The sequence below is a fragment of the Mesorhizobium sp. B1-1-7 genome, assembly GCF_006442705.1.
Taxonomy (GTDB): Bacteria; Pseudomonadota; Alphaproteobacteria; order Rhizobiales; family Rhizobiaceae; genus Mesorhizobium; species Mesorhizobium opportunistum.
Window position 1 is genome coordinate 145,188 of sequence record NZ_VFWQ01000011.1, and the last position, 19,246, is coordinate 164,433.

Genomic DNA, 19,246 nt, shown 5'->3' on the forward strand with positions numbered 1-19,246 from the left:
TCCCTTACCCCCGGCCTTCGACCGGCAGGTCGAGCTCGGAAGCCAGAACCTCCAGCGCGTCACCGATGATGGAGACGATTTCGCCGACCTGTTCGCTGGTCACGATCATTGGCGGCGCGACCATGAAATTGTCGCCGTCGACGCCACCCTTGACCCTGCGGCCATAGATGATCAGCCCGCGCGCATAGGAAAGGTCGAGCAGCCGCTGCGTCGCTTTCTTGCCCTGGTCGATCGGCCGCAGCGTCTCTGGATCGGCGACCATCTCGGCGCCGGTGAGCAGACCCTTGCCGCGCACGTCGGCGATGAACGGGAAGCGCTTGGCAAGTCCCTTCAATCCGTCCATCAGCACATCGCCCATCGCAGCCGCATTGGCGATCAGGTCGAGCCGGTCCATTTCACCCAGAACCGCGAGACCGGCGGCGCAGGCGAGCGGATTGCCGGCATAGGTGTGGCCATGCTGGAAGCCGCCGGAGGCGAGCAACGGCTGCACCAGCCGCATCGGTGCGGCGAGCGCGCCGAGCGGCGCGTAGCCCGAGCCCAGTCCCTTTGACAGCGCGATGATATCGGGCCTGCAGTTCCAGTGGTCACCGCCGAGGAATTTGCCGGTGCGGCCGGCGCCGCTCATCACTTCGTCATGGATGAGCAGGATGCCATGGCGGTCGCAGATCTCGCGAATGCGGGCATAGTAGCTGTCCGGCGCCACCAGGGCTGCTGTGGCGGCACCGCCGATCGGCTCCATGATGAAGGCGACCACGCTTTCTGGACCCTCGGCCAGGATATTCTCCTCCAGCATGTCGGCATAGCGAACCCCGCGCTGCTCCATTGAAAGATTGTCGCGGTCGCGCCAGGCGGTCGGCGCCGGCACGGTCGGCATCGGCCGCATCATCGGCGCAAAGGTTTCGGACAGCGCATCGTCGCCGGTGATCGAGAGCGAACCCAGCGTGCCGCCATGATAGGAGGGGAAGCGGGTGATCACCTTCCAACGGCTGGCCTGTCCGGTGGCGACCGCCCATTGCCGCGCCAGCTTGATGCAGGACTCTGTCGCTTCCGAGCCGCCCGAGACAAAGAAGATGCGATCCATGCCCTCGGGCAGTTTCCCCGCGAGTTCCCGCGCCAGTTCTTCCGCCGGCTCGTTCTCGAAATGCAGCCGATAGGCGAAGGTGGCGCGGTCCATCTGCCGCTTCATGGCATCGAGCACGTTGCGGTTGGAATGGCCGATATTGGCGACCATCGGCCCGCTCGATCCATCGATGAAGCGGCGGCCGTCCTGCGTCCACATGTAGATGCCTTCGGCGCGGTCGATCAGCGGTCGGCGCAAGCTGGAGAGATAGAACAGATGCGAGTCTCGCCGGACTTCAGTCGGTTGAGCGGCGGTCTGGGTTTTCGACATGTCAGGACTTTCCGAGATAACGATCGAGGACATTTCTTGTGACGCGTTCGACCATCGGGTCCTGTCTTAGCAGGCCGGCAACCCATTCGCAGCTTCCGGCGTGGAACACCTCGCCCTTGCCGCGCGGAAAATTGACGATCATGCCGTTGCCGCGTTTGACTTTCTCCAGATTGGCGTCGCTGCCCTCGCCGAACAGCGTTTCGGCGCTGAAGCGGCCATCCTCGTCGGTGAGGAACTGGTCCTCGATCGGGATATCGGCGCTTTCCTCGACCTGGGAAGCCAGGCCGACGGCGAGAACCTGCAATCCATCCGGCGCGCCGCTGTCTGACGTGGGGTAGGGCAGGCCACCGCGGATCTCGAAGTCGAGTCCGTCCACCTCATAGCCATAGACATGGCTGTCGGCGCCGAGCAGGTCGCCATAGTAGATGCCGGTGCCGGCAAAGGCCCAATGTTCCGGCCGATAGACCGGGAAACCGCGCACGCCGCGCGGCGCGCAGCCGCCCCAGCCGGCATAGAGGCCACGGGTGGCATTCAGCCCGAAGGTCGCCGAGCCCGGCCGGCCGATTTCGGGCGCTTCCCAGGAGTTGGTGGCGCGGGTCACGTCGCCGCCGCGATAGGCGGGATCCTCGGCGCGGGCACGGTATTTGTAGCAGACCTGGCGGCGCCCCTCGTCCTCCAGTCGCGTCTGCCACATGAAATTGCCGGCAAAGCGCGCCGCATGACCACCGCGCTCCACATAATTGTCGACCGCGTCGCGCATTTCCCAGGTCCAGTACTCGTCATGGCCGACGAAGACGGCGCAGTCATAGCCGTCGAGGATGTCGGGCGAGAAATGCAGGTCGTGCTGGCTGGCGAGGTCGACGGCATAGCCGGCCCGCTCGGCGAAGCGGAAGAAATGGCTGTCGTAGCTGGCCCAGCCCGACGAAGCGTATTTCTTCGAATGGCCGGTGGCGAGCGCCCATTCCATGTGTGGATAGCGCGGCACGGTCTTCGGCGGCACGGCGACTTCCAGCGGCACGCGCGGCGCATCCTTCGGCAGCACGACGAAGCCCCGGCACCAGGGGCGCTGGGTCGATACGATGGGCGAATACTGGTTGCGGTCAGGCCCGGTGTTGCCCTGATAGTGGTTGGAGCCGCCCCAGGTGTTGTAGGCGAGCCAGGTGCCCGTCGCCGCAACCTGCAGCACGCGGCCGGGCTTCTTGCCAGGTTGCGGGCTGACGATGAACAGATGATGGCACTGGATCGGTTTGCCGTCGCGCCCGTCGGCAGTCAGCGTTATCTGATAGGCGCCGGACGGCCAGTCGCCGCCGACGCGGAATTCGAAGGAGGCTTCCCAGCCGCAGCCCTCGGCCGAGCATTGGTCCGGACTGTCCTGCCAGCGTGCCGCGATGCCCGGTTTCTCGAACACTTTCGTTTCGGTGCCGCCATCGCGGATGATCGTCATGCTAAACGACGGAGCCGTCGAACTCACATGCAGCGTCACCGTCTCGCCGGCACGATAGGAAAAGCGGTCCGAGTAGCACCAGATCTCGCCGCGCTCGCCGTCCATCCCAGGCCATTCGTAGTAGTGGCCGCGCACCGCGTGACGGCGCCGCTCTGGCGTCAGTCCGAAATCGGGGAATTCCGTGGGCAATCTGATCATCATCGTACTCAGGCGGAAAGATATTTCTTGAGGAAGATGCGGGTGCGTTGTTTCTGTGGGGCTCGAAACATGTCGCCCGGCGGTCCCTCTTCCACCACCACGCCGCCGTCCATGAACAGCACACGGTCCGCCACTTCGCCTGCAAAGCGCATCTCGTGCGTTACGATGAGCATGGTCATGTGTTCCGCGGCAAGCTGTTTCATCACTGCGTTGACCTCGTCGACCAGTTCCGGGTCGAGCGCCGAAGTGGCTTCGTCGAACAGCATCACCTTGGGCTGCATGGCTAGCGCTCGGGCAATCGCCACGCGCTGCTTCTGGCCGCCCGAAAGACGCGACGGATAGGCGTCGATCTTGTCGGCGAGCCCGACCTTGGACAACAGCCCATGCGCCAAAGCCCGGGCATCCGCCTTCGGCATGCCTTTCAGGATCATCGGCCCCATGGTGATGTTGTCGATCACGGTCAGGTGTGGAAACAGATTGAAGTGCTGGAACACCATGCCCATCTGCTGGCGCACCTTGTTGATGTGCCGCTCGAAAGCCTGGCCGTGCAGTGGCTGGTTGACCTGCACGCCGTCCAGCCAGACCTCACCGCCGTCCAATGTCTCGAGATGGTTGATGGAGCGCAGCAGCGTGCTCTTGCCGGAGCCGCTCGGCCCGATGATGGCGACGATCTGCCCTCGCTCGACCGACAAATCTATGCCTTTCAGCACCTCGACGGCGCCGAAGGATTTGCGCGCACCGCGGACCTCGACCATTGGCCGCTGCGTGGTCATCGGGAGACCTCCACATGTCTTTCAAACCGATGCAAGGCCGCTTCGAGCACGAGGTTCAAGACGTAATAAAGCGCTGCGGCCGTGATGTAGAATTCGAAGGGGCGGAACGTTTCGCTGATCGCCAGTTGCGCCGAATGAACCAGTTCCGCGATGCCGATGACCGAGACGACGGAGGATTCCTTCAGCAGCGCGATCAGGTTGCTTCCGATCGGCGGTGCAGTGTTGCGGATGGCCTGCGGTATCACGACATAGCGCAGCGTCTGCCACTTGCCGAAGCCGATGCTGCGTGCGCCCTCCGTCTGGCCGATGTCGACAGCCACGATACCTGCCCGGATGACGTCAGCATTGTAGACGGCAAAGTGCAGGCCAAGCCCGACGATACCGGCGGCAAGTGCCGGGATGTCGATACCGACCTGCACCAGTCCGAAATAGATCAGGAAGAGCTGCAGCAGCAGCGGCGTCCCCATGAACAGCCACATGAGCGCGCGCACGGGATAAGCGAGGATTGCCGGAGCATAGAGCACGGTGATGGCAAACAGGATGCCGAAGACGAAGCTTAAGGCTCCCGCCGAAATCGTCAACACGGCGGTCCACCAGGCGCCTGTCAGCAGAAGGTCCCAGTAAGGCGCGACGATGGTGAAATCCAGACCTTGCATCTCGTTCCCCGTCAGACGATTGCAAAGCGCTTGTCGAGCATGTCGACGATGCGGGCGACGGCGTAGACCATGACCATGTAGAGCAGTGCCGCGACACCGAAGATCTCGAATGGCTTGTAGGTGGAGCCAATGAAGCGCTGGGCGGTGTAGGTCAGCTCCACCACCGAGATGGTGGACACCAATGCCGAGCCCTTCAAAAGAGCGACGGTGTTGACGCCGAGCGGGCGGATCATCAGCCTGGCGGCTTGCGGCAGCACCACTTTGCGCAAGGTCTGGAAGCGGCTGAAGCCGATGGTGCGGGCAGCTTCGGTTTGGCCCCGGTCGACCGCTATCACCGCGCCACGGATCGATTCCGCCATGTAGGCACCGATGTTGAGGCCAAGGCCGATGACGCCGGCCGCGAACGGATCCAGATTGATCCCGATCTGCGGGCCGCCGAAATAGAGCACGAACAGCTGGATCAGGCAGGGCGTGCCGCGAAACAGGCTGACATAAACAGCGCCGAGCGCATGCAGGATCGCGGATCTCGACATCTTGGCGGCCGCGGCCAGCGCTGCCGCCGCCAGCCCCAGAACCAGGGCCAGCGCTGTCAGTTCCAGCGTCACCAGCGCGGCCTCCACGAAGAAGGGGAAGACGCGGCTCATCAAGGAGAAATCCATGGGGCAGCCCAGCAGAAACGACAGGCGGCCTCAGGCGAACTTGCGTCGCCTGGGGCCTGGGAAATTAGCGGATGTCGCTGCCGACCCAGTGCTTGGAGATCTTCTCGTAGGTGCCGTCGGCCATCATCTCGTCCAGCGCTTTCTGCATGGCGGCCTTGAGTGCTGGGTTGTCCTTGCGGATGGCGATGCCGATGGCGACGCTGCCGCCTTCGATATCAGGCGTATCGAGTTTGCGGACCTTCTCGCCGGTTTCCTTGACGGCGACCATGACCGGAATGTTGTCGACGACGATGGCATCGACACGGCCGGCCTTCAGTTCCAGCAGCAGTTCCGGCAGTCCCTTGTAGGTGCGGATGTCCCAGCCACCCTGTTCGCGCGCCCATTTCTCGTGCGTCTCGCCGAGCGTTACGCCAAGGGTCTTTCCCTTGAGTTCGTCGAGGCTCTGCACCTTGGAATCCTGGTTCACGAAGACCGCGCGGCCGGCGTGGTAGTAGGGGCCCACGAAATCGACCACCTTCTCGCGCTCGGGGGTGATCGTCATCGAGCCGACGACGGTGTCGTATTTGTTGGCGAGCAGACCGGCAATGATGCCGTCCCAGGCGGTGGTGATGATCGTGCCCTTGACGCCGATGCGCTCTGCGATCGCCTTGCCGATATCGGCGTCAAAGCCGACGACCTCGTTCTGGTCGTTGACGAAGTTGAAGGGCGGGTACTGGCCGCTCATGGAGATTTTCAGTTCGCCCGCCGCCTTGATCTTTTCGAGGTCGTCGGCCTTGGCCGAAACGGCGGTGAAGGTCGACGCAAGCAGCAGCGCCGCGACCGCAATGCCGGAAAATACCCTGTTCATCTGGTTCCTGACCTCTGTATTGGAGCGCGAAGGCTTGTTGTTGGGAGGCGTTGGGGCGCGCTCCTGACGGCAATGATTGCTTTTTGCGGCAGCATTGCGCAAATAGATAATGCGAATAGGGAGCATAGATATCAGGAATGGCCTTGTCGCGCCCCGAACGTCTGGTCTGGGACTTGGACTGGAACCTTCTGCGGACCTTCGTCGTCATCGCGGAAGTGAAGAGCATCACCCGCGCCGCCGAGCGGCTCAACCTCAAGCAGCCCAGCGTCAGCAACGCGCTGCGGCGGCTTGAAGACCGGGTTGGCAGGCGGCTGGTCGAGCGTGACGCGACCCGCTTCGAACTGACTGAAGTCGGGCGGCTTCTCTACGAGCAGAGCGTCGAGGTGTTCGGCACGATATCGCAGCTGCCGCTGCTGATGCGCGGCATCAGCGACGATGTCACCGGCCACGTCGTGATTGCCACGGCAAGCCATGTCGTCTCGCCGCTCTTCGACCGGGCGCTGGCGGAGTTTCATCGCGATTATCCGCGTGCCAGCATCACCATCTCGGTCGCGGCAAGCACCGAAGTGGCCAAGCAGGTGCGGGAGCGGCGCGCCTCCTTCGGTATCTGCCTGGTCAGCCAGCGCGATCCGGCGCTCGACTATGCGATGGTCTATCGCGAATTCTTTGGTTTCTTCTGTGGCCCCCAGCACAGGCTCTACGGGAAAACCGGACTGGCGCTGGCGGATCTGCGGGGCGAGCCTTCGGTTTCCTTCCAGACCGACCATATTTCGGACGCGTTGCGGCCGGTCGCGCTGTTGCGCAGCGAAGCCCGGCTGAGCGCCGATGTCGTCGGCGTGTCCTCAAGCCTGGAGGAGGTACGGCGCATGATCGTCGCCGGGCTCGGCATCGGCCCCTTGCCGTTGCATGTGGCGCGGCGCGACGTGGCTGACGGCACGTTGTGGCGGCTGCCACCCTACGATGCGCCGCCGGCCATCGACATCTTCCTGCTCACCAATCCCGACAAGGTGATGAACCGTGCCGAGAAGGCATTGCTGTCAGGGCTGCAGGCGCTGATCACGGAGACGCCGCTCAACGACCGTATCTACAATGGCTGAACGGCCAAGCCCGGTCTATTCGATCAGGAACGCTGCCGCGCGATCGCGCATCGGCTCGTCCAGGGCCACCGAGGCCCTCGCGGCAAGGTCGAAGCGCACGCTGGTCGTCCGGCTCGATGCGTGGACGATGCCGTCGAGCGATCCCGACATCACCTGCTCGAAGGTGATGGAGGTGCGGCCGATCTTCACCACATGCGAGCGGATGGTGAGGAGCGAGCCGGCTTTCGTTTCATGGCGGTAGTCGATTTCGGTGCGCACGTCGGCCCACCCGGTTTGCGACGGCTGGTTGCCGTCCTGCTCAGCGATATGGCCGAGCAGCTGGAAACTGGCGTCGTCGAACATTGCCGCGTAGTGGCGCACATTCATGTGTCCCATCACGTCGCACATCCAGGGATGCGCGACGCCGACGAAGGTGACCAGGGGTTCGCTCATGGGAATTGCTTGCTCCGTGACCATCGACGACCGCGAAGACGCAATATCGAAACGTGCGATGACAGGCAAACGCTTCGCCGTATTCGTTGGCCGCGCTCTTGGCCCTCCGGACCAAACCGACTATCTCAGGAGTGACGACGGCGCTTTTCCGCCACGGGGATCGGCATGCTCAGAGTGCAAAAGGTCAAGGTCGACGACATCTATGTGCCGACGGCGCGCAAGAAGACATTGCACCCCGAGACCGTCCGCCATCTCGCCGAGGACATATTGGAGAACGGCATGAAGACGCCGATCCAGGTCCGCCACGACGGCAAGCGCCATATACTGGTCGAAGGCCTGCATCGGCTCGAGGCCGCGAGGTGGCTCGGCGAAACCGAGATCGACGCCTATCTGGTGCAAGCCAAGCGCCACTGACACGGGCCGCTTTTCCCGCCCAGCCTTCAGACCATACAAGCCGTCGCCAGATTTTCTCCAGTCGCCAGATTTTTTTACTGGCGGTGTCGGGTTGCATTGCATCGGCTCGTCCTTGGGGACGGAAGCCGGATCAACCCCCAAGATCAAACCGATCAAACCCGAGGAGACCACCGTGGCCACCAAGCTCGACATCGCCCCCGACAACGATCGCGAACTGGTTCTTGCCCGCATCATCGATGCGCCGCGCGACAACGTCTATCGCTGCTGGACCGACCCGAAGCTGGTCACGCAGTGGTTTTCGCCAAAGCCGTGGACGACGCCGCGCGCCGAGATGGATGTGCGCACCGGCGGCTCGACTCTGGTTGTCATGGCTAGCCCGGACGGCAATGAGTTTCCCAACCCCGGTGTCTTCCTGGAAGTTATCCCCGGCCAGAAGATCGTCCTCACCGATGCCTACACACAGGCGTGGGAGCCGTCGGAAAAGCCATTCATGACCGTGGTGCTGACCTTCGAGGACGAAGGCGATGGCAAGACCCGCTACATCGTGCGCGTTCGGCACTGGAGCGTCGCCGATCGCGAACAGCACGAGGCGATGGGTTTTCATCAGGGTTGGGGCCAGTGCGCCGACCAGCTTGAAGATCTCGCCAAGACGCTTTGACACCGACAAGACGCTTTGAACCGACAAGACGCTTTGACACCGGCAGGACTGGAGGAGACCGATATGTCCAGAACCCTGTTTTTCGCCATTCTTGCTTCGGCCGCGGCGCTTCTCGCCTGCCCGGGCACCACCAATGCAAAGGAACCTGCCATGACGACCGAAACGAGAACACCGCTGAAGCCGGAAAAGTCCGGCCTGCTGCCGATCAACGGCCTGAATTACTATTACGCCGTCTACGGCAAGGGTGAGCCGCTGCTTCTGTTGCATGGCGGTCTTGGCTCGACCGACATGTTCGCGCCGATCCTGCCCAAGTTTACCGAAAATCGCACCGTCATCGGCGTCGACCTGCAAGGCCATGGCCGCACGGCGCTCGGCGACCGGCCATTCAGCGTGGAGGCGATTGGTGACGACATGGCCGATATCGTCAAGGCGCTCGGCTACGACAAGGTCGACGTCATGGGCTATTCGCTCGGCGGCGGTGTCGCTTTCCGCATGGCTGTCCGCCATCCCGAGATGGTGCGCCGCCTTGTGCTGGTCTCGACCGGCTATGCCACGGACGGTTTCTATGACGAGATGCGCCCGCAGCAGGCGCAGGTGAGCGCCGCCGCCGCGCCGTTCATGAAGGACACGCCGATGTACAAGTCCTACGTCGCGGTTGCGCCGCATCCGGAAGACTTCCCCAAATTGCTCGACGCGCTCGGCAATTTCATGCGCCAGAACAGGGACTACTCGGCCGATGTTCCCAAGCTGAAGATGCCGGTCATGCTGGCCTATGGCGACAGTGACATGTACAAACCCGAGCACGAGATCAAGTTCTACCAGATGCTCGGCGGCGGTCTGAAAGATGCGGGCTGGATGCGCGAGAACCTGTCGCGGAACCGCCTGGCGATCCTGCCCAACCGCACACATTACGACGTCTTCTTCGCCCCGGAACTGACGGCCGCCGCGCTGCCCTTCCTCAACGGCGAGACCAAGGTGAAGAGCTGGGACGAAGTGGTCGGCGAAACGGAGTAGCCTGTCATTTCCCCGCCGGCCGTCTCTGCGACGAGATGGCCGGCGTTGCCTATGAAGCCTTGGCGCGGCGCGGCTGCCTGAGATGCTTGATGCCGCTCATCTCGACGAAATTCGTCGCCGCTTCCCAGAGATAGTCACCGTAGAGAAACGGCTCGAAGGGCTCGGCGCCTTTCAATGGCAGCGGCGCAATTTCGGCATCGACGCGGGGTTCGTAGAAGAAAGGGATCGACAGCCGCACCGTCTTCGGCGCGATCACCCGGTGCCGCGTCGCACGGACGCGCCCGCCGGTCCAGCGCTCCAGCAACTGACCGAAATTGACCGCCAGCGTGCCGTTGGCCGGCGGTACGTCGATCCATTCGCCGGCGAGGTTTTTGGCCTGCAAGCCTTCGACACCGTCCTGCGCCAGCAAGGTGACGAAACCGGAATCGGCATGCTCGCGCCCGATGATGGTGCGCGTCTCGCCTTTGTGGATCACGGAAAACTCCGGGCCGCTGGTGTCGACGCCGGCGTTGGCATCGCGCAGGGGATAGCGGATCAGGCGCAGCGTCGAGACGCCGTCATCGAAATAGGCATCGAAGATCGTTTCCGGCAGGCCAAGCCCGCGCGCGATCGACCGCATCAGTGCCTTGCCGACGCTCTCCATCGACCGGTAGTAGTCCGCCGCCGCGGCGCGCCAGCCGGGCAGGGCGTCTTCGACCGGCAATGGCGTCGGCTCAAGCAGCGGATCGTCGGAGGCCGAAAAACCTCCGGCATCGGCGATATCCGGTCCGATGATATCCGGCCCGATGTCGATGCCTTCCTTGTAGGAAACGGCTGTCGGCTGCAGCGGGAACCAGCCGCGGTAGACGTTCTTCCTGGTCGGGTCGAAATTCCAGCGCAGCAACTTCTGCTTCTCGGCTTCGGACAGCGCGAAGATGCGCAGCAATTGTGCTCGCCTGTCCGGCGTCAGCCAGTGATCGCCGGGAAAGTCACGGACAGCCATGAAACCGATCCCCGAGGCGGCGGCCATGATCCTGGTGTCGACATGGTCGCGAGCCGGCGAGGGCGGCTCGAACAGGTCGGCAATTCCGATGGTCTCGATCTCTTGCGCCACGACAAACTCCATCGCATTCCGATTATCGATGGCATCGTATCAAGGCTTTTCAATTGACCCTGTCGGCCGTGCGACTACCTTGCCGCTTATTTTCTCGATTTGCGGAACAAGACGATGGCTAAACATCAGGGCGGCTGCCTGTGCGGAGCGGTGCGCTACAGCACCGACGCGGCTCCTATCAACGAACGCATCTGCCACTGCAGGCTGTGCCAGAAGGCGATCGGCGCTGCCTTCAACGCGCGCGTGCTGTTTCGCATCGACGATGTGACGATCGAGGGACCGCTGGCGACGGTGAACAGCTCGCCGGATCTCGAGCGCGGTTTTTGCCCGGGCTGTGGCACGACAATGTTTTCCAGGCGCGCAACCGCCGGCATCATCGGCGTCACCACCGGTTCGCTCGACGACCCGTCGGCCTTCAGGCCGCAGATGCACATTTTCACCGCCTCGAAACAGCCTTGGGTGGTGCTCGATGATGGCTTGCCGCAATATGAAGGCGCTCCGCCACCAGCCTAGACTTTCCCTCGCCACGCGGCGGCGCCGGGACAGTAAGGCGATGACCAAAATTTAATCCAAAACATCACGCGATAGCCGGCAAAACGTCATTGGCGGGCCATGATTGTCTTCCTATCTATGCTGCGCGGGCCGGCATTCGAGGAGACGACGGATGAACGACAGCATCAGCACCCTGGACGAGCTTTTGAGCGATCCGATGGTCCTGCTTGTGATGGAGCGCGATCGTGTGCGCCCTGAACAGGTGCGCATGCTGCTCGAACGGGCTCGCCGGCCTTCCGTCGACGAACCCGTCGTTCCGCCGGCGCATGTGATCGCCAGGACCTGCCAGAAACTCTGGCTGTGTCCGTAATCGCCTTGTCTTTTTCTCCTGCGGGAACACTCCCTGTGAGACCGTAGGCCGGCCCATTGGGGCCGGCCCCGACCGACGCGCGTTCAGTGCTGCGTCACCAGCTTACAAATCCGTAAATTGATTATCCCGTCCATGACGGTAAGGCTTGCCCGGGACAGGCCAAGGCGGGACAGGCCAAGGCTGGTCGAACCCGCGCAAATTCGATCCCTCACACACGGAACCCGACATGGCTGACATCTGTACCCAGGGCCTGGATACGGGCTTTGTCGGCCTGGGATATGCCAAGGTCGCCTTTCTCGGCCTTGTGCAGGGCATTACCGAACTGCTGCCGATCTCCTCGACCGCCCATATGCGCATCGTACCGGCGGTGCTCGGCTGGCAGGATCCCGGGTCGGCCTTTTCCGCCGCCATGCAGCTTGCGGCCCTTGCCGCCGTCGTCAGCTATTTCTGGGGCGATGTCAGGGACCTGCTGTTCGGTTCCATCGACGCCCTCACACGCCGCGATTTTGCCGACCGGCATTTCCGGCTGGCTTCCTGGATCGTGTTGGCGACGGTCCCGATCGTCATTGCCGGCGTGGCGCTGTCAGGCATCCTCAACGCCTGCAATTCACCGCTGCGCAGCCTGAGCGTGATCGGCTGGTCCTGCATCGCCATGGCGGTCCTGCTGGCGCTGGCCGAGATTTTCGCCCGCCACCGGCGCACCATGGGCGAAGCCTCGCTCGCCGATGCGCTGCTTGTCGGCGTCGCCCAGATCGGCGCGCTGATACCCGGCGTCTCGCGCTCGGGCTCGACCCTGACGGCAGCACTTGGGCTCGGCTTCAAGCGGGCCGAGGCAGCGCGCTTCTCGTTCCTGCTCGGGCTGCCGGCCATCGCTCTTGCCGGCCTCAAGGAGCTTTGGGAACTGCACAAGGTCCATCTCGATGCCCACGGATGGTCGATTCTCGCCACCGGACTGGTCGTCGCCTCGATTTCCGCCTTCTTCGCCATCTGGGGACTGATGCGCGTGCTGGAACGGTTTTCCGCCTGGCCTTTCGTCATCTATCGTGGCCTGCTCGGCATCGTCTTGCTGCTGGGCGTTGCGATCGGGTGGCTTGCCTAGGCTCGTGGTCGGCTCTGTGTTGCGCGGGAGCAACCTTGAAACCTCCACGCTTCGGTCCGCAAAGATGTGATCAGCCGGCTTGATTGACTTCGGTAGGTAACAGCCTTTAACGTTCTGTTAACAAAACAGATGGGCGGGGCCGGATGGCATCCTCGAAGGGTTGGCGCCGAAAGGCGAAGGGGCTGGGGCTGGCGGTTGCTCTGACCGCGTTGTGTTCCGCAGCGAGTTTCGCCTACGCGGCTCCTGTTTCCATGGTTGTCGGCGGCTCGACCTCCCAGCCGATTGGCCACTATGATTTCTGCAAGATCCATGCCGCCGAATGTTCGGTCCGCTCACACGACAGCGTGCCGGAACAGATGACCGGCAAGCTGCTGCACGAGATCTCAGCCGTAAATCTCTCGGTCAACACGCGCGTCAAGCCGATGAGCGACGTGGACAATTACGGCAAGGACGAGTGGTGGGCCTATCCGGACAACGGCTTCGGCGACTGTGAGGATTACGCGCTGGAAAAGCGGCGTGAACTGAACAGGCTGGGCATTGCCGTAGCCAATCTGCTGATGACGGTGGTTCGCAAGCCTGATGGTGAAGGTCATGCCGTGTTGACGGTGCGGACGGACAAGGGCGACTTTATCCTCGACAATCTGACCGACAAGGTCCGGCTCTGGAACCAGACCAGCTACCGCTATCTGAAGCGGCAGGCGAGCGACGACACCGGACACTGGGTCTCCATTCTTGGTGGCGACGAACAGCTGGTCAGTGCTGTCAAATAGTCTCGTCGGCTCCGCGGCCAGTGCCCTCGGGTCCGCGACATCCCATTGCCGATCCACGCCGTTCCAGGCCGAGCTTCCACAATGCCGGCCAGCGATGCTATCCACGGTAGCTCGTTGGAGCTGGGTGGGTGCATGGATTTTCTGACGCTTTTCAATTCCGCGCCGCTGCTGCTGGCCTTGATCAAGGCCACGTTGCCGCAGGCGGTCGCCACGACGGTGGCATTCGGCCAATGGTTCGCGACGGTGCCGCCGTGCCGCGACTTTACCTTCGAGGCGACCAGCTATCTGGTCTGCGAGGTCGACCCCAAGCAATATTCGGTCGAGCTGTTCTGGAAGGACCAGACAGGCAAGCCATTTCAATCGCTGCACAATCTCGACGCCGCCCAGCGCATGGCTGGCCGCACGATGCTGTTTGCCATCAATGCCGGCATGTACCATCCAGACCTCAGGCCGGTCGGCCTCTATGTCGAGCGTGGCCGGGAAATGGCGACGGTCAAGACGGGATCCGGCAGCGGCAATTTCTCGCTGCAGCCAAATGGCATCTTCTACGTCAGCGACGGCAAGGCCGCGGTCCGGGCGACCAGGGACTTCGTCAGGAAGCGGCCGCCCACCGACTATGCGACGCAATCGGGACCGATGCTGGTGATCGACGGCCAGCTTCATCCGAAATTTCAGGCCGACGGCACATCGCGCAAGACCCGCGACGGTGTCGGGGTGCGCAAGGACGGTGTCACGGTCTTTGCCATTTCGAACGGCACGGTGACGTTCCATGCATTCGCCCGGCTGTTCCGCGATGCGCTCGGCTGCGACAACGCGCTGTTTCTCGACGGCACGATATCGAGCCTGCTCGCCCCGGCCCTCGGCCGCAACGACGACTACTGGAATCTGGGACCGATGATCGGCGTCTTCAGGAAAAGTGGCTAGGATATGGCCAGGTTCGCGCGGCCCGCCTGCCACGCAGCCTGATGACGACCACGGCGACGATCATCACTGCGATGGCGCCGGCGGCGAATGTCCGAAACCGGCCACAGGCATGGTAAAAAACTTGATTCAATCTTTATTGGTAATTTCTCGTTCATAACTGGTCCGGTTGTCCGTCGGCCGTTGCCCTCGGTCTGTTGTGTTTCGAGTACAGGTCCAGATGCGGTTACCAGGCGTCGTCAGTTTCATGATCGCATCGCTGTGCCTTGCCGGCTGCTCGTCGACATCGGGCATGGACGCGCTCGACGTGCAGAGGCCGTCGAACGAGACGACCAGTTCGGTGGTGCGGCCAAGCGCGCCGATCGCATCCGTCCCTATGGCGAAGGTCGGCAATGCGCGCAGAGTGGCTGAGGCCGCGCCTGCGGACGACAATGTTCAGCCTTTCGGCCTGGCGGAGGAGGAGACGGTAGCGTTTCCAGCGCCCGAATTGCCCGACAGCGCCGATGCTCCGGTCGAGCCGGCAGCCCTGGTCTCGCCGCCGAAACTGCTGACGCGGGCAGCCCCTGCCATGCTCGCCGGTCCAGTCACGCGCTACGGCTTTCGCGACGCCAAGCCGATCAATTTCGGCCGCTCCTCGCCACGGCACCTTGCCGTGCATGGCGTCGACGTGTCGCGCTGGCAGGGCAACGTGAACTGGGAGAAGCTGCGCGCCCAGGGTGCCAATTTCGCCTACATCAAGGCAACCGACGGCGGCGACCATCTCGATCCGATGTTCATGAAAAACTGGCGCAACGCCGACGCCGCCGGGCTGAAGCGCGGCGCCTACCACTTCTTCTACTGGTGCCGCACCGCCGGCGAACAGGCCGACTGGTTCATCCGCAACGTGCCGAAGGTCGACGGCGCATTGCCGCCGGTGATCGATGTCGAGTGGAACGGCGACTCCAGCTGCAAGCGACGCCCGTCGCGCGAAAAGGTGCTGGAGAAGATGCAGGTGTTCATGGACAAGCTCGAGCGCCATTACGGCCAGCGGCCGATCATCTACACCGCGCCCGATTTTTACCGGGACAATCTCAGGGGCCAATTCCTCGACTATTCGTTCTGGCTGCGCGCGGTGGCGAGGCATCCGTCAAAGGTCTATCCCGACCGCAAATGGCTGTTCTGGCAATATTCCGGCTCCGGCCTGTCGCATGGTGTCACCGGCCGCATCGACCTCAACGTCTTCAATGGCGACGAGCGGCAATGGCGCGCCTGGGCCGGCGGCCGGCAGATGGTGGCCGACGCGGACTAGGGCTTTTTCGCGCGTTGCTGCTCGTTCCGGCTGCCTATTGGAGCTGGTTGCTCCGGTCGTTCCGCTCCTCGCTCAGCCGCAGGCTCCTCCTCAAGGCCATGATCTCGGCAATCGCGGCATCGATCATGGTGAGAAGCGTAAGCGTGTCGTGCTGGGTCGGATCGGCCCTGACATAGGCGAGCTGGTTCACGATGTCGCCGTCATCCTCGGGTTCGTCGCTCATGCGCACCTTCCGGCTGTTGTCTCCCTGGATTTTTCATCCGATCGCATCGATCGTCAAATGACCCTTTTATCACGTCGTCGTGTCGATGGGCGCATGTCGGATCATTTCCCAGGACGACATCGGCATGCTTGACGGACGCGTATTTGCCGGCACCATTCGCTGAAGGAAGCTCTTTGACCAGCATGGATGCAAGGGAGGGAAAGATGTTGTCGAAGGCTCTGGCCAAGAGCCGCCGGACGATCAATGCCTATGAGGACTATGCGGAACGCTACGATGCCATCGTGCGGCATGTCCCCAACGAGAGAGAGCAGGCGTCGTTGAAGCGCCTTGTGGCGATTGCCGGCACATCCGGCCGGATTCTGGAAGTCGGGTCGGGTGCCGGCTACGACGCGGATTTTCTGGAGGGCCTGGGCGTGAAGGTTCGCCGCACCGACGCGACAAAGCGGTTTCTCGAACTGCAGGCCGCGCGCGGCAGGCATGGTGAGCTTCTCGATCTCATCACCGATGATCTCGGCGGCCCCTATGACGCCGTCCTGGCCCTAGCCGTCCTGATCCATGTGCCGCGCGACCAGACCGACCAGGTGCTTGGCAAGATTGCCGGGGCACTGCGGCCAGGCGGCGCCTTCCTCGTATCGATGCGCAATGGCGATGGCGAGACATCAGGCAAATATCATACGGTCTACTGGCGCAGGGACGACTTCGCGGCCCGTCTCGAAAGCGCCGGACTGGTCCTCCTCAGGGATGATTTCAACATCGGCCGCAACAACGAGGAATGGAACACGTTTCTGGCTGTGAGGCCGGCATGAAGCGATATTTTTCCCTTTTCCCTCGTCGAAGCGCGCGTCACGCCTCGTTGATCATCGCCTCGATGTTGTAGCCGTCGGGATCGAGCACGAAGCAGGCGTAGTAATTCTCGGCATAATCCGGACGCCGGCCGGGCGCCCCATTGTCTTTGGCACCGGCCTCCAGCGCTGCCCCATGGAACGCGTCGACCTCTGCCTTGCTGCCGACGCGGAAAGCGACGTGCAGATGGGATAGCGGTGGCGCTTCGCCGGTTCGCTGAATCTCGAACAGGCAGCCATTGCCGACATCGAAAGCCCAGAATACGCCTTCCTTGCCGAAGGACAGGCGATATTTCAGGGGCGCGAAAACGCGTTCGTAGAAGAGCTTACTCTTCTCCAGATCACCCACTTCGATGGTTACATGATCGATCATTTGGTGCTCCGTCTGGGATGTGATGGGTTGCCTTGCGATTTTGCGAATAAGCGAGACAATACCGTCGCGGTGCTGTCTAGTGCCGGTTCCTGCACTCCGGGGGGATCAGGGTGGAACTCAAGATTCTGCTTGTCGGCTTTGTCTGCGCGGTCGCCGGCATGTTGTCGTTCATCACCGTCATGAAATGGCGGGAGGTGCGGGCGCTCAGCCACTGGTTGCCGACGCCGGGAAAGATCATCTCGTCGCGGGTCGAGGCGCGCGAAGTCAGAAGCTCGGGCGCTGGCTCGGACAGCAGCGATACCACCGAGATGCGCAATTTTCCGGCGATCACCTTCGAATACAAGGTGGGCGGCAAGAAATTTCAAAGCTCGCGCTACAGCGTGCAGGAAAATCTGGGGAATTTCGAGGTTACCGAGACCCTTGCGCAGTTTCCGCGCGGCGCCGACGTGACCGTGTTCTACAATCCGGCCGATCCGAGCGAGGCCGTCATCGAGCGCACCATGCCGGACGGCGCCTTCAAATTCATGTTCCAGCTTTCGGCCGGACTGGTGATCGGCGCGCTGGTTCTGGTGTTTTCCGTCGGCGGTCTGCTGGAGGCGATCCGGCCGTATCTGCCCAAGCCGCAGAACCTCGGCGCCGCGGCACTGCTGCTGTTCATGGGCCTGTTCGCGCTGCGCATGGGTTTCGCCCAGAAGTCGCTTGCCGAGCAGGCCGCGAAATGGCCGGTCGCCGCCGGCCGCATTGACGCCTCGGGCCTGCAGGCGCTCCGCAGCCATAGCAATTATCGACGCTGGCGCACCGTCTTCAAATCCCGCATCGTCTACAGCTACGGCGTCGCCGGCCAGCGCTACACCTCAGACCGCGTCACCTTCGGCGCCACGGTCACCGCTTCGCTGCCCGCCCTCGTCAGCGGCCAGGCACGAAGCTATGCCGAGGGCAGCCAGGTCGAAGTCCACTACGACCCCGCCAATCCCGGCTCTGCGGTGCTGGAATGCCGGGTGCGCGGGCTCTGGCTGCTGTGGGTCTGTTCGGTGGGCTTTCTCGGCGGCGCGGCATTGCTGGTCGGGCTGGTTTGAACGGGCTTTGACAACGCTGGTTGTGTTCCTTTCGCATCGTCGGCGGCAAAACGTACGACCCGGCTCGCGCGAGATCTAGTTGAGCTGAATGCTATTGCCCTGTCTCAAAGTCTATCTGGAGCAAGGCAGTTCTTGTGACTGATTTCGTTGCGCCGATGACTGATAGCAAATATGCTTCATAAACTGCTGTTCAGGGAGGGGACGACTGTGGGATCAGATCAATTAAAGTATGGCGGATCTGCGCTTGGGCGAATCCACGCGAAGAGCAACCGCCGGAAGGCCGAGGCTTACTGGCTGGGTTTTCTTGAAGGTGTTCTGGCCAGCGAATCCATCGAGAACTTGGAGGTCGCTTCGATCCAAGCCGAAGCTGAACAGTTCCTCCAGCTTTTTGAAGATGCCGACGCCGCCGACCTTATCCAAGACTTAGACACGGCATATAGTGATTTCCACGAGGAGATATTCGGAATCATCTCCGGAATCGTCGACTATCGCTTGAGACCGTTTTCCGAGAGCAGCCCAAATGACTGCTGCAATCGGTTCTTCGGGTTCTGTGCAGGGATCGCCTGCGACAATCGCCTAAAAATCAAGGAGGTCGAAAAGCTGATCCACCGCATCGACCGGAATGCTCATCTTCTCGATGACGCTAGGATTGTGGCTTTGAAGGCAGTGGCGGTCGAGGCGATATCGGATGGGCATTTGTCGATGGAGGAAGAGGAAGATATCGGCGAGTGGATAGTTCGATTGGTCGGCGATAGTTGCGCAGACACGGGGCTACCAACCTACGGGAATACGCCAGCCATAGACGGCGTCCTGAGAGACTCGAGCTTGTTGGTGTTTGAGAATGCGGGATTCGTAGTGACGGGTGCCTTTAGCATTGGGCCTAAAAAAATTATCGAAGGATGGATCGTGGAGCGGGGAGGGCTGGTATCGAGAACCGTCTCTCGCAGCACCGACTACCTGATCGTAGCCGCCATCGCGTCGCGCGATTGGCTCCACAGCCATCAGGGAACCAAGATCATGGAGGCCCGGAAGCTTCGCGAGAACGGTGGTCGCATAAACTTCGTCGAAGAGGTTACTTTCCGAAAGGCTCTGGGCTTTTAGAACGGTTCTTTCAACG

The 19,246-nt window shown here is 62.3% G+C and carries 23 protein-coding genes; 13 read left to right on the forward strand and 10 right to left on the reverse strand.

Features of this window, described 5'->3' with window-relative positions:
* Positions 1–4 precede the first annotated feature (4 nt).
* From FJ978_RS20245 to FJ978_RS20270, 6 genes are all read right to left on the reverse strand, one after another.
* The gene (locus FJ978_RS20245) at positions 5–1,390 is read right to left on the reverse strand and encodes an aspartate aminotransferase family protein (RefSeq protein ID WP_140573455.1); all 1,386 of its coding nucleotides are present in this window, start codon (positions 1,388–1,390) and stop codon (positions 5–7) included.
* A 1-nt stretch (position 1,391) separates the two neighbouring features.
* The gene (locus FJ978_RS20250; RefSeq protein ID WP_140573457.1) at positions 1,392–3,032 is read right to left on the reverse strand and encodes a N,N-dimethylformamidase beta subunit family domain-containing protein; all 1,641 of its coding nucleotides are present in this window, start codon (positions 3,030–3,032) and stop codon (positions 1,392–1,394) included.
* An 8-nt stretch (positions 3,033–3,040) separates the two neighbouring features.
* Complete coding sequence (locus tag FJ978_RS20255) at positions 3,041–3,805, reverse strand: amino acid ABC transporter ATP-binding protein (protein ID WP_140573459.1); 765 nt, start codon at positions 3,803–3,805, stop codon at positions 3,041–3,043.
* Positions 3,802–4,461 carry an amino acid ABC transporter permease gene (locus FJ978_RS20260; protein WP_140573461.1) on the reverse strand — a complete coding sequence of 220 codons (660 nt, stop codon included), beginning with the start codon at positions 4,459–4,461 and terminating at the stop codon, positions 3,802–3,804. The genes FJ978_RS20255 and FJ978_RS20260 overlap by 4 nt, the downstream gene beginning before the upstream one ends.
* A gap of 11 nt (positions 4,462–4,472) precedes the next feature.
* Positions 4,473–5,120: an amino acid ABC transporter permease gene (locus tag FJ978_RS20265; RefSeq protein ID WP_140573463.1), complete on the reverse strand. Its 648-nt coding sequence runs from the start codon at positions 5,118–5,120 to the stop codon at positions 4,473–4,475.
* 64 nt (positions 5,121–5,184) lie between these two features.
* Positions 5,185–5,967 (reverse strand): ABC transporter substrate-binding protein, encoded by a 783-nt coding sequence (locus FJ978_RS20270; RefSeq protein WP_013895832.1) that lies wholly within the window; start codon positions 5,965–5,967, stop codon positions 5,185–5,187.
* A gap of 137 nt (positions 5,968–6,104) precedes the next feature.
* Between FJ978_RS20270 and FJ978_RS20275 the strand changes: the two genes are divergently transcribed.
* Positions 6,105–7,064 carry a LysR family transcriptional regulator gene (locus FJ978_RS20275; protein WP_140573465.1) on the forward strand — a complete coding sequence of 320 codons (960 nt, stop codon included), beginning with the start codon at positions 6,105–6,107 and terminating at the stop codon, positions 7,062–7,064.
* Between the two features lie 15 nt (positions 7,065–7,079).
* On the opposite strand, the gene FJ978_RS20280 is transcribed toward FJ978_RS20275, so the two are convergent.
* A complete protein-coding gene (locus FJ978_RS20280) occupies positions 7,080–7,496 on the reverse strand; it encodes an acyl-CoA thioesterase (RefSeq protein WP_013895830.1) in 417 nt (138 codons plus the stop codon).
* Between the two features lie 165 nt (positions 7,497–7,661).
* Here FJ978_RS20280 and FJ978_RS20285 point away from each other — a divergent pair, with 165 nt between their 5' ends.
* The 3 genes from FJ978_RS20285 to FJ978_RS20295 all read left to right on the forward strand — a co-directional run bounded on the left by FJ978_RS20285 (position 7,662) and on the right by FJ978_RS20295 (position 9,582).
* Entirely contained in the window at positions 7,662–7,910 is a 249-nt protein-coding gene (locus FJ978_RS20285) for a ParB N-terminal domain-containing protein (protein WP_140573467.1), read from the forward strand.
* 172 nt (positions 7,911–8,082) lie between these two features.
* Positions 8,083–8,568 carry an SRPBCC family protein gene (locus FJ978_RS20290; RefSeq protein WP_140573469.1) on the forward strand — a complete coding sequence of 162 codons (486 nt, stop codon included), beginning with the start codon at positions 8,083–8,085 and terminating at the stop codon, positions 8,566–8,568.
* Positions 8,569–8,631: 63 nt separating this feature from the next.
* A complete protein-coding gene (locus FJ978_RS20295) occupies positions 8,632–9,582 on the forward strand; it encodes an alpha/beta hydrolase (protein ID WP_140573471.1) in 951 nt (316 codons plus the stop codon).
* 49 nt (positions 9,583–9,631) lie between these two features.
* On the opposite strand, the gene FJ978_RS20300 is transcribed toward FJ978_RS20295, so the two are convergent.
* On the reverse strand, positions 9,632–10,675 hold the full coding sequence (locus tag FJ978_RS20300; RefSeq protein WP_246678169.1) for a 2OG-Fe(II) oxygenase family protein: 1,044 nt from the start codon (positions 10,673–10,675) through the stop codon (positions 9,632–9,634).
* A 114-nt stretch (positions 10,676–10,789) separates the two neighbouring features.
* On the opposite strand from FJ978_RS20300, the gene FJ978_RS20305 reads away from it, so the two are divergent.
* The 6 genes from FJ978_RS20305 (at position 10,790) to FJ978_RS20330 (ending at position 15,615) form a co-directional block, all read left to right on the forward strand.
* Positions 10,790–11,188, forward strand: coding sequence for a GFA family protein (locus FJ978_RS20305; RefSeq protein ID WP_013895825.1), 399 nt, complete (start codon positions 10,790–10,792; stop codon positions 11,186–11,188).
* Between the two features lie 151 nt (positions 11,189–11,339).
* A complete protein-coding gene (locus FJ978_RS20310; protein ID WP_013895824.1) occupies positions 11,340–11,537 on the forward strand; it encodes a hypothetical protein in 198 nt (65 codons plus the stop codon).
* Positions 11,538–11,763: 226 nt separating this feature from the next.
* Positions 11,764–12,636: an undecaprenyl-diphosphate phosphatase gene (locus tag FJ978_RS20315; protein ID WP_140573475.1), complete on the forward strand. Its 873-nt coding sequence runs from the start codon at positions 11,764–11,766 to the stop codon at positions 12,634–12,636.
* Positions 12,637–12,779: 143 nt separating this feature from the next.
* On the forward strand, positions 12,780–13,406 hold the full coding sequence (locus FJ978_RS20320) for a transglutaminase-like cysteine peptidase (protein WP_140573477.1): 627 nt from the start codon (positions 12,780–12,782) through the stop codon (positions 13,404–13,406).
* A gap of 132 nt (positions 13,407–13,538) precedes the next feature.
* Positions 13,539–14,330: a phosphodiester glycosidase family protein gene (locus FJ978_RS20325; RefSeq protein WP_140573479.1), complete on the forward strand. Its 792-nt coding sequence runs from the start codon at positions 13,539–13,541 to the stop codon at positions 14,328–14,330.
* Between the two features lie 217 nt (positions 14,331–14,547).
* Positions 14,548–15,615, forward strand: a complete 1,068-nt coding sequence (locus tag FJ978_RS20330) for a GH25 family lysozyme (protein ID WP_140573481.1) — start codon at positions 14,548–14,550, stop codon at positions 15,613–15,615.
* Positions 15,616–15,649: 34 nt separating this feature from the next.
* On the opposite strand, the gene FJ978_RS20335 is transcribed toward FJ978_RS20330, so the two are convergent.
* Complete coding sequence (locus FJ978_RS20335; RefSeq protein ID WP_013895819.1) at positions 15,650–15,838, reverse strand: hypothetical protein; 189 nt, start codon at positions 15,836–15,838, stop codon at positions 15,650–15,652.
* 182 nt (positions 15,839–16,020) lie between these two features.
* Here FJ978_RS20335 and FJ978_RS20340 point away from each other — a divergent pair, with 182 nt between their 5' ends.
* Positions 16,021–16,644: a class I SAM-dependent methyltransferase gene (locus FJ978_RS20340; protein ID WP_140573483.1), complete on the forward strand. Its 624-nt coding sequence runs from the start codon at positions 16,021–16,023 to the stop codon at positions 16,642–16,644.
* Between the two features lie 37 nt (positions 16,645–16,681).
* Here the strand turns inward: FJ978_RS20340 and FJ978_RS20345 are convergent, their stop codons facing one another.
* Complete coding sequence (locus FJ978_RS20345; protein WP_140573486.1) at positions 16,682–17,053, reverse strand: VOC family protein; 372 nt, start codon at positions 17,051–17,053, stop codon at positions 16,682–16,684.
* A 110-nt stretch (positions 17,054–17,163) separates the two neighbouring features.
* Here FJ978_RS20345 and FJ978_RS20350 point away from each other — a divergent pair, with 110 nt between their 5' ends.
* On the forward strand, positions 17,164–18,129 hold the full coding sequence (locus tag FJ978_RS20350; RefSeq protein ID WP_246678170.1) for a DUF3592 domain-containing protein: 966 nt from the start codon (positions 17,164–17,166) through the stop codon (positions 18,127–18,129).
* Between the two features lie 171 nt (positions 18,130–18,300).
* Complete coding sequence (locus tag FJ978_RS20355; protein ID WP_140573488.1) at positions 18,301–19,230, forward strand: hypothetical protein; 930 nt, start codon at positions 18,301–18,303, stop codon at positions 19,228–19,230.
* The last annotated feature ends 16 nt before the right edge of the window (positions 19,231–19,246 follow it).